We start from the raw sequence: 10,332 nt of genomic DNA, 5'->3' as shown, positions 1-10,332 counted from the left end.
AAGGTTGTTAAATGGATATTCAATTCGTTTGCGACGGACTGAACTGATTGGTCATTACCACGATTGTATACTTTTACCAGGGCCTGCTCTCTGAAGCCTACTGAATACCTTTTATATTTTTTCATTTCTACTCTCAAATTTTATTTTTTCTTAAAATTTGAGGCGACAACTATTCTGACGCAGGGGGATCTGCAAGCGTGGGCGAATTTCCTTCCAGTAGTTTTCAGACTTGATTTTTAGACACGCAAGCACTTGATTTCATCTGGCTTTCATTTTGTTTAAAAACCCTTCGTTTTTTAGACAATCCTCGCCTGTGCTATGGCGGCGGGTATTGATAACTGTGAGGTCGCCCCTTTTGTAGTGTTCGGCGACAATTACCCTGTCCGGTCGGCGTCAATTATCTTGACCGGTTGACCGATATGTAGGACAAGGGTGTATTTCAATTTTTTGGAGTCTACCCTTGCCTGGAAAACGTATCACTCAACGTCAAGAGAGTTTATATATGAACACACGTAAATCAGGAAAAAGCCAAGAAACCGCAGCAGCTAAAGCCTCCATTTCTGAGCGTTCCGGTCGAAGAATAGAAAAAGGTGAACGATTATCAATTCCTGGAGAACGTCATTGGCGTACTCGTGAAGACCCTTTGGAAGCTATTTGGAAAAAAGAATTGGTGCCCTTGCTAGAGAAAGAAGCGCAACTAACGGGCTTAACACTGTGGGAATATCTGGAAGATGAACATGCCGGTAAATTTCCCTTTAGCGTATTGCGAACCCTTCAGCGTCGTGTCAAACAGTGGAAAGCAACCGAAGGACCGGAGAAAGTGGTGATCTTTCGTCAGTCCGTGCCGGCTGGACAGCAAGGCTTATCAGACTTCAGTCATCCAAATACCGAAATTACCATCCAGAATAAAGTGTTTACCCATCTCTTGTACCAGTTTCGTTTTGCTTATAGTGGTTGCCGTTATGTACAGATCATTTTGGGCGGTGAAAGTTATTCCGCCTTGGCCGATGGCTTGCAGTCAGCGTTAACGCTGGCCGGTGGCAGTCCTGTTGAGCATCGTACCGACAGTTTAAGTGCGGCTTTTATTAACAGCGTTGAAGAGCAGAAATTGACGCAATCTTATGATGCGCTCTGTGCCCATTATAACTTGCGGGCAACACGCAATAATCGTGGCGTGAGCCATGAAAACGGGGCGATTGAATGTGCCCATGGATCCTTTAAACGACGACTGGATCAAGCCCTAAAGCTGAGAGGAAGTGCTGATTTTGCCGCCATCAAAGATTATCAGGCATTTCTAAACAAGGTTACAGAGCGCCTAAACAAACGCTGCCAAGGCCGCTTTAAAGATGAGCAACTGGCCTTACAAGCTTTACCGGGAGAGCGCTTCATGGATTATAGCGAGCTCAGTCTGAAAGTGACGCGCAGCAGCACCCTGGAAGTCAAAAAGGTGCTTTATACCGTGCCATCCAGAATGATTGGTGAAAACGTTCGCGTCCATGTTTACCATGATCGCCTGGCTTTTTTTGTTGGCCAAACCTTAACCAGCACACTGCCTCGTGTTTACCCTAACGCCGGTAGTCATGAACGGGGCCGAAGCATTGATTATCGACATGTTATTCATAGTCTATCCGCTAAACCGCAGGCGTTCCGGTTTTTACAGTTCAGGGATGAGTTATTGCCCACGGAGACGTATCGAAAATTGTGGCTTAACTGTGATCAACAGTTTCAGTCCAGAGAGGCCTGCAAATGGATAGTTGGTGTACTGCGTATCGCCATGGATCATGATTGTGAAGAACGCTTAGGCAATGAATTAATAGCCCTGATTGATAACAATAAACCGCTGCCTACCCTCAAGGTCTTACAAGAGCGTTATTTAGGTAAACAAACCGTACCAACCATTCCCGCACGACAACATGATTTAAACAGTTATGATCAATTGTTGCAGGGCAGCTGGCATCGTATGGAGGCTGTTGGTCATGCCTGAAACTATCGACTTATTATTGAAAGAACTTAAACTGCCGGCCTTTAGCCAGCATTATCAACGCCATCAGGAGCAGGCTATTGACAAGGGTTATGGTCATATCCGCTATTTATCGGGACTTTGTGAACAGGAAGCGGCAGATCGTTATCAAAAGCGGGTGCAAAAATGGACGCGAGAAGCAGGCTTACCGCCAGGGAAAAGTTTTGCCAACCTTATTCTATCTGAACTCAGCGCACCCGTTCAACAACAGGTTATTGGGCTGAAAGACCAGACTGACTGGGCTCATGATGCTGGAAACGTTTTATTGCTCGGACCTTCGGGTATCGGTAAATCGCATATTGCTGCGGCCATTGCTGGTCAGTTAATAGAGCAGAAAGTTCGCGTCAAATGGTTCTCAGCGGTGGCACTCGTTCAAAGCCTACAGCAAGCCAAGCGGGATCTGAATTTAATGACAGCGATGACACGACTGGATAAATATCAGGTTCTGGTTGTTGATGATATCGGCTATGTTAAAAAAAACGATGCTGAAACCCAGGTATTATTTGAATTCATCGCACATCGTTATGAAAGTGGGAGCTTAATCATCACCTCTAACCAACCCTTCAGCCAATGGGATCAAATCTTCCCTGACACCATGATGACTGTCGCGGCTATTGATCGCATTATCCATCACGCCACCATTATTGAAATCGAAGGAGAAAGTTATCGTAAAAAACAGAGCTTAAAAAAGTAACCTATTTTTTCAATCAAAACCGGCCAAGGTAATTGACGTCAGCCGGACAGGATAGTTGACGCCGGACATGTAGCCTACATGCAGACATTGGAGGCGGACGGTTTATTGTGGTTACATGCGTCTATCAACACCACGTCTCGCCGACCTAACAGATCAAGTTCCTTCAAAACGGCCTGAACCCGCGTTAGCTCTGATTCTGTGAAGTAAAGGATAGCCTTGATCGACTTCGCAGTGTCGTTCGCCGCTTCATAAATGCCGACTTGGTGTTTCAGATTTTGCTTCAATTTGGAGTTAGAGGCGAGCTTAAACTCAACAAGCGTCTTGTCTATATTACCTTTTGATACCTTGAAATCAACCGGGCCACGCCCATTATTGACCTCGCGATTAACATCGAATGGGGAGGCGAACCATGTAAGGCGGTACATGATTTGCAAGTCTGCTTCACGCTGTAGTGGCTTTCCTTTCATATAAAACAATCTATATCCATCATTATTCTCAATTACATCCTTGAGAAAATTAACCCGACGAAGCGACTCCTCAAAACTATCCCCTAGTTCATAGAATTCAGTTCCCGCTAGATGGTCGCCGACGAGCGCTTTAACTTGTTCGACAAACTGAATTTCTGTTTCTCTGACCTTCAGACCACTAACTTTGTGGGCTTCGACACCATTGTCCTCTTTCCGTTTTATATAGTAGTCGAGAAGTTGAGGAAAGTGCGAAACAGTGGCCGCCGCTGCCTCGCGGATTTCTTTTTCTTTCGCATCTTCAGAGAGGCGACTGAAGAAGTAGTCATCCACCAGCGCACGCAACTGATTGTCCGGCACTGCATTACAGACTTCTCTGAATTGCCCTAAAAGATCGCTTCGGTTAATCCAGGCTTCGTCCTTGGTCAGGATATCCTTAGGTGACAGGAGTATAAAACTTCCAGAAAAACAGGGCAGTTCATACTGCCCGCGTTTCCAGCGCCGCGTGGTGTAGTCAAAACTGACTTTATCCACCCAGAAAAGTTGTCTCATAGATGAGGTAATATGATTTTTTGCGAATGTCTGGGTGTATTCGAGTAAGTAGCTTTTTATCAGGTTTGTTGTGAAATCGCTTAAATGGTCTCGTCCGACACCATCACCGAGCAGACACAGTTTTTCCAAATGGCTTCCACGCGTTACAGTCTCAGTCCCAAAGTCCTTAAAAACATGATGGAGGTGTCTATTGAGGGTAGCGGCAAAATCCTTGCCTAGCCCACTTCCCCTGTTACCGGTACGGCTGAATCCAAGCCAGTTTTGGCTGACCTCTGGGAAGCGAAACCAATGGTCAATTAGCCCTTTATCTATATCAGAATTAAGAGACACATCACGCAGAAATTTGACGTATTTGATAATCTCGTCGTGGAGAGCTTTATATTCGGGCTTCTTGCTGTCAAATAAAAGGAATGGATCAATAAATAGCGGCAGATCGTTGATGAGAGAGACATTAAACGCCCCGTAATCTTCGAGAACTTGCGGATCTATACCGAAGAAGTCGGTGAGGTAGATATGTGCCTCAGAATGAGTATTAATGTTACCGCCTTCGTTATTCATACGGTCACCCTTCTGTCAATGGCTGGGAGAAACAGCTGGCCAGCAGTACGTCGAAGATTGCTTCGGCCTTAGCTATGGCAGTGGTTTGTTGTGATTGAATGGATCGGATTTCCGCGACGCGCTCAGAAAAAACAAGTTGCTCCTTTAGTGGAGGCAACTGAATCATCATGCTTTCCAAACGTGGAGTTTCAAGCTTGCGAGTTCCGTGGGCTGCTATCGAAACCATATTCAGAAGATGAGACTGCAAAACATTCAATATCCAAAGCAGATACGAACCATGCAGGGATGATGCTGGTATGAGTACTTTCATATCTTGGTTAATCGTTAGTGGCACTTATGAGTAAGCAACTGGCACGGTATGAATCAAAATCATTCCCCTAACTACGATAAGAACTGAACCAACTGGGACGAGCTTAATGTTCGTTTCTTGAGGCATTGTCGCACATAACGGTGCGTTGTGGATTTGTCAGGCAGAAAAACGGTCTTGTTTGGATTCGTGCGCCGATCCATACCAGTCTAGCCACTGCAACAAAAGATGGAGCAACGACCCACTTAATTAAAGCTCATAATCATCATAGGTCTTCAATACTTCCTCTTGGGTAATCCCCAAATAGCGCAGGGTTGACGTGGTATTCGAGTGATTGAGCACCTTGGCAATCTTTTCAACCGGTACGCCATCTTTATACATAGCCATACCACGTGATTTGCGCATACTATGGGTGTTGATGGTTAGCCCTAACAGTTCTCCGGCATCTTTAAAGACGCGACTGACGGAAACCCGACTCACGGGCTTGTCTTTGGCCCGGTTGCTATTAACTTGAAACAACCAGGTATCGGCAGGATTTTCCTGTTGCCTTCTGACAATGACAGCGATTGCAGAAGGATTCAGGCGAATGTTCTTAAGCTTTCCCGTTTTTGCTTCGGTCAGCTTTAACGAGCGCTCATCAAGATTCAAGTCAGAGTATTTTAATGTGAGCAGGTCACTGATGCGCAGCGATAAATTGACCCCCACTTTCCAGATGTCCGCATAGAGCGATCCAAACTTGTTGTTTAGGACAGCATGCATCATAGCAATTTCAGCTTTATTGGCGGCGTCGACGGCGTTCATCCTATGTACTAATTTTTTATTAGTTTAAATATGTGTTACATAGAGTAGCAGTGAAGCCTAACAAAGTAAACAAAATCATATACATGCTAAGTAACACAAGTATCTTGTGTTACTTAAAATGTCTTAACGCGCACCTAAAATTTTATTTGTTTCTAATGACATCGCAATCGCATTTGGAGAACAAGGGTGATTAAATTAACACCGTTGTTAACGACAGTGCCAACTGGAAACCAGGTGGCCATGTAATGGTCAAGTAAAATAGGACACTTTCTTAAGCCACTTTTGTATAAAATTTCCGCTTAAAATCTAATGGCGATTGCTAGTAGCTTAAGAACTTATCCGTAAATAAGTAGTTAAAAATATTTGTGTATGGAAAAATTACGATTTTTTACCCCCCCCTTGAAGGATCGTAATATTATGAAAAGATTAGCCAGTTGGAAAGTTTCTGCTGAATTTTGGGAGCGTGTAGAGCCATTGATACCCAAGCGACTGCAATACGCAGGTAAAGCATATCAACGTAAAGCCGGAGGTGGAAAAAAACCTCAAGCACCGAGGAAGGTTTTTGAAGGGATCATTTATGTGTTGCGAATCGGTTGTCAATAGAAGGCCATACCGAAAAGTGAATTTGGGAGTAGTCGTTCTGTTCATCAGTATTTTCTTGACTGGGAAGCTGCGGGCTTGTTTGAAAAGTTATGGAAAAGCGGCCTGATGGAATACGATGACATGGAAGGTATTGCATGGGAATGGCAAAGTCTTGATGGTGCGATGGTAAAAGCGTCTTTGGCTCTGGAAGCTGTTGGTAGAAACCCGACGGATCGAGGAAAAAACGGCTGCAAGCGAAGTATCCTGACGGATAAAAAGGGGAGCCCGCTTCCGCAGGATTTCAGTGCGTCAATGGGTTCTTGATAAAACAAAAAAACTCCCACAGTTCTCCCATTACAGTATTCGCATTTTATCCGTCCCAGCAGATACGTCAGGGTTGTTAACAAGATGAAGATGAACATGAACTTACGCTGCGGATTCGCCACGCTGGACATTTGGTACAGAATGGGTTCTATTAAGTGCATGGAAGCCTTTAGATTGTTGGGCTGTTATCGTCGTTGACTGTATCTTCCCAGGCTGGAGGCTTCCAGACTATTTTTTTAATTAAAACAAAACTGTCCGAAATATTGCACTATAAAAGGGCATTTAAAATATAAAATACTGATGGAGCATTTATACCAATGGAACAATCCTGCCTTTTTGGTCCCAATTTTCTAGAAAAATTTGTAGGTAAACATATTCTATATGATCCAAAAGTTGCAATCGTAGAGCTAGTTGCAAATTCATGGGATGCAGGAGCCAAGAAAGTAACAATTACTTGGCCATCCAGTGAAAACGAACAGCACTTTTCTATTGAAGATGATGGTGAAGGACTGACAAAAGAAGAGTTCTCATCACGATGGAGAACACTAGCTTATGATCGGATTTCAAACCAAGGCGATACGATATTGGTTAACGACAAAAAACGAACAGTATTTGGCCGAAATGGCGTTGGCCGTTTTGCTGGTTTTTGCTTTGGAAATTCGTATTTTGTTGGTTCAACCAAAAACGGCTCAACTATCGAATTTGAAGTAAAAATCGGCTTTGGCGAAACTCCATTTACTCTGATCGAACACAAGGTTTTTGAGAATCAAGAAGCATCAGGAACTAAGGTTTTTGTTAGATCAAAATCAAATATAACTATTTGTGAGGAAAGCATAAGGTCGGAAATTGGCATGAGGTTTTTAACAGATCCATCATTCTCTTGCTATGTAAATGGTGTAAAAGTTACTTTCTCAGACATACCGGAAAGCAATATAGCCAATGAAATGATAGTGCTTGAATCTGGCGATATTATTAATATAAGAATAATAGACACGATCGAATCTGACAAGACAACCAAACAGCATGGTATTGCATGGCATGTAAATGGTCGTTTAGTAGGTGAAGCTAATTGGAAGGAATATGGTTTCGACGAAATTATAGATGGACGAAGCGCAGAAGCAAAAAGGCATACAATTGTTGTAAGTGCGGATTTTTTAGCAAAAACTGTAAAGCAAGACTGGACTGGTTTCAATAATACAATTGAATTTAAAAGTGCTAGAGATAAAGTTTATGAATTTGTGAGAGCCCACATACTTGGACAAACAAAACAAAAAAGAGAAAAAGCACTAGAAAATATTAAGAATGTACATCAGCAAAAACTAAGTGAACTTACACCACTTCGAGTCGAACGTTGGCAAGATTTTATTGAGCAGATTCAAGAGGAGTGCACATCGATTACTGAGAAAGACCTTAGCAAATTGGCCGGTGTTCTAGTAAGAATGGAGCAATCTGATACAAAATTCTCTCTTGTGAATAAATTGCACGAATTAAATTCAGATCAAATTGACAATTTGTATAATATTTTAGCTGATTGGAGTTTGGATTTGGCAAAGGAAGTTCTTGATGAGTTGCAACTTAGATTAAGACTTTTGGATGAATTGAGAGAGCGAGTTTTTGATACCAATACTAGAGAAGTACAAGATCTACAGCCTCTTTTTCATCAAGGGCTTTGGATTTTTGGACCGGAATATGAAACCATAGAATTTACATCTAATGAAGGTATGTCAAAAGTAATCCAAAAGCTTTTTGACTCAAAACAATTAGGAAGTAGAAATAGGCCAGACTTTGCAATATTGCCAGATAGCACAGTTGGGTCATATTCCTATCCAACCTATGATATTGATGGTGGAGAAATTGGTGTAGATAGATTAGTTATTGTTGAACTAAAAAAGCCAGGAGTATGCATTAGTACTAATGAAAAAGATCAATGCTGGAGATATGTTAAGGAATTAATGCAAAAAGGGCTTATAAGTCGTGATACTAAAGTAACCTGTTTTGTATTAGGCAGTACAGTCGATCCAATTGAAAGAGAGGCGCGGAAAGAAAATAATGAAAGATGTATTATTCAGCCTATGGATTATCAGATAGTTATCACAAGAGCTAAAAGTCGATTGTTGAAATTGTATGAGAGAGTTAAAAACGCTCCATTCTTGGAAGAACAAAGAAAAAACATGAATCTACCGCCAATACAAAATGATTTGATTTCTACAAAATTAAAAATCGTAGGAAATTGACTGTCAGCCCCATGTGCCAAGCACAAATAAATTAGCCTAAAAATCAGAGATACTGAGCCTTTTTTGAAATAAGGGAGATAGCAATTAGAGGTTAATTAACCGTTGCTGCACAACTGCTCAAGGAATTGGGCTTAAAAAAAACCATGGCAAAAGATCTAGTCGAGTTGTTTTTTGAGAAAAAAAACAACTTTGGAACGTGCCGAATCCGTCAAAATATCCGGCTTCGGTAAATTCGAACTTCGTGACAAAGTTGCCCGTCCCGGCAGAAATCCAAAAACCGGCGAAGAGATACCGATAACTGCTCGGCGTGTTGTCACCTTCAAACCTGAAGCCAGACTTAAAGCAAAAATTGACATGATGGGTGTTTTAAATTCCAAATGAAAGCAACTGTGGACATTTAATTAACCCTAAAATCACGCGGCTTTCAAAGTGGGGATGGACACGAAATTGGCTCTTTGTTCAACGGACGGTTTCGCCCCCACTACGGACATAGAGCCCAGATTTATGAAGGACAGCTGTCTTACGCATAAGTAACCGTTCAAAAGTTATTTAACTGATGTTACGCAGTCCGTAATTTTTGCAGCTCTGCATAAGCCATTTGGTTCGCCTTGATGAATAGCTTAGTTCGTAATGCAAAATGATTGTTTCATTCTGAGTCAAAAATAAAATGGAATTTAATCAGTCTTTATAGATTCGATGGTGTAAAGTGGACCCCTCTGTCCAGACAAATAATATCTTAATTTAAGATAGAGCCCCGTTCACACTCCAGCTGAATGGCGCTGTCCCATTTTTTCATACGAGAATTACTGTTTCAGTCATTCCATATTTATCCACAATCTTCGCACCGCCTCCTGTGGCAGTTTGGTAGACCACACTGGGCGCTTCATAGCCTAATGATTGATGGGGCCGTTCTTCATTATAAAACATAAAGTAGTCGGTCAATCCCAGTAGCAAGCGCTGTACGCTGTCATACTGCTTCAAATAAACTTCTTCATATTTAACCGTTCTCCAGAGCCATTCGACAAAAATATTGTCCAGAGCTCGACCACGTCCATCCATACTGATCGTGATGCCGTTATCAATCAATACGCCAGTAAACGCATCACTGGTAAATTGCGAGCCTTGGTCGCTATTAAAGATCTCAGGCGTCCCATAGGTCCTGATGGCATCTTCCAAACAGTCCACACAAAATCCCGCCTCCATGGTGTTCGACAACCGCCAGGACAGTATCTTGCGACTATACCAATCGATGATCGCCACCAAATACACGAAGCCACGCGGCATCCGTATATAGGTGATGTCGGTACTCCACACCTGATTGGGACGAATGATGTCGAGCCCTCTTAACAAATACGGATAAATCTTGTGCTGCGGGTGTGCCTTACTGGTATTGGGACCAGGCGCCATACCGACCAAGCCTAACGTTCGCATCAAGCGCTGAACCCGCTTGCGGTTAACTCGATGCCCAAGCTTACACAGGTAGGCTGTCATGCGCCGTGAGCCATAAAAAGGGTGGCGCGTGTACTCTTCATCAAGCAACTGCAACAACAGGCATTCATGTTCATCAACTACTTTCAGTAGATGTTTTTGGCGTGCATACACCACCGAGCGCGTGACCGCGAGCAATTTACATTGCGTAGATAGCGCAAGTTCCTCGCTGGAACCGAGTAATTTCTGCCGCTCTGCTACAGGTTGATCCCAGACTTTTTTCTAGTGCCCCGTGCGGGTATTTAGCCAGTCCAGTTCCATGTTAAGTTGCCCTATCTTGGCGTACAACCTGTCGGGATCATTCTGGG

6 protein-coding genes and 3 pseudogenes are annotated in these 10,332 nt (G+C 42.9%); 5 read left to right on the top strand and 4 right to left on the bottom strand.

Annotation, left to right across the window (positions count from 1 at the left end; translation table 11 throughout):
* The first annotated feature begins 502 nt into the window (after nt 1–502).
* On the top strand, nt 503–1,984 hold the full coding sequence (istA, locus tag N7974_RS19335; protein WP_262967181.1) for an IS21 family transposase: 1,482 nt from the start codon (nt 503–505) through the stop codon (nt 1,982–1,984).
* Nucleotides 1,977–2,714 (top strand): IS21-like element helper ATPase IstB, encoded by a 738-nt coding sequence (gene istB, locus N7974_RS19330; protein ID WP_262967180.1) that lies wholly within the window; start codon nt 1,977–1,979, stop codon nt 2,712–2,714. Before istA ends, istB begins: the two co-directional genes overlap by 8 nt.
* 74 nt (nt 2,715–2,788) lie before the next feature.
* Here istB and N7974_RS19325 read toward each other — a convergent pair whose 3' ends face one another.
* The 3 genes from N7974_RS19325 to N7974_RS19315 form a co-directional block, all read right to left on the bottom strand.
* Nucleotides 2,789–4,288, bottom strand: coding sequence for a hypothetical protein (locus N7974_RS19325; protein WP_262967179.1), 1,500 nt, complete (start codon nt 4,286–4,288; stop codon nt 2,789–2,791).
* A gap of 4 nt (nt 4,289–4,292) precedes the next feature.
* Nucleotides 4,293–4,622 carry a restriction endonuclease subunit S gene (locus N7974_RS19320; protein WP_262967178.1) on the bottom strand — a complete coding sequence of 110 codons (330 nt, stop codon included), beginning with the start codon at nt 4,620–4,622 and terminating at the stop codon, nt 4,293–4,295.
* Nucleotides 4,623–4,844: 222 nt separating this feature from the next.
* Nucleotides 4,845–5,396, bottom strand: a complete 552-nt coding sequence (locus tag N7974_RS19315; protein ID WP_262967177.1) for a tyrosine-type recombinase/integrase — start codon at nt 5,394–5,396, stop codon at nt 4,845–4,847.
* A gap of 417 nt (nt 5,397–5,813) precedes the next feature.
* Between N7974_RS19315 and N7974_RS19310 the strand changes: the two are divergent.
* The 3 genes and pseudogenes from N7974_RS19310 to N7974_RS19300 form a co-directional block, all read left to right on the top strand.
* A pseudogene (locus N7974_RS19310) lies at nt 5,814–6,269 on the top strand (IS5 family transposase); the annotation flags it as partial.
* A gap of 350 nt (nt 6,270–6,619) precedes the next feature.
* Nucleotides 6,620–8,536, top strand: coding sequence for an ATP-binding protein (locus N7974_RS19305; RefSeq protein WP_262967176.1), 1,917 nt, complete (start codon nt 6,620–6,622; stop codon nt 8,534–8,536).
* 113 nt (nt 8,537–8,649) lie between these two features.
* Nucleotides 8,650–8,917 (top strand): annotated as a pseudogene (locus tag N7974_RS19300) (integration host factor subunit alpha).
* A 411-nt stretch (nt 8,918–9,328) separates the two neighbouring features.
* On the opposite strand, the pseudogene N7974_RS19295 reads toward N7974_RS19300, so the two are convergent.
* Nucleotides 9,329–10,332 (bottom strand): annotated as a pseudogene (locus N7974_RS19295) (IS3 family transposase); the annotation flags it as partial.

Source organism: Methylobacter psychrophilus, assembly GCF_025583945.1.
GTDB classification, from domain to species: Bacteria; Pseudomonadota; Gammaproteobacteria; order Methylococcales; family Methylomonadaceae; genus Methylobacter_C; species Methylobacter_C psychrophilus.
The sequence above is the reverse complement of the archived record's forward strand: the minus strand, read 5'-3'. Positions and strand labels throughout refer to the sequence as shown.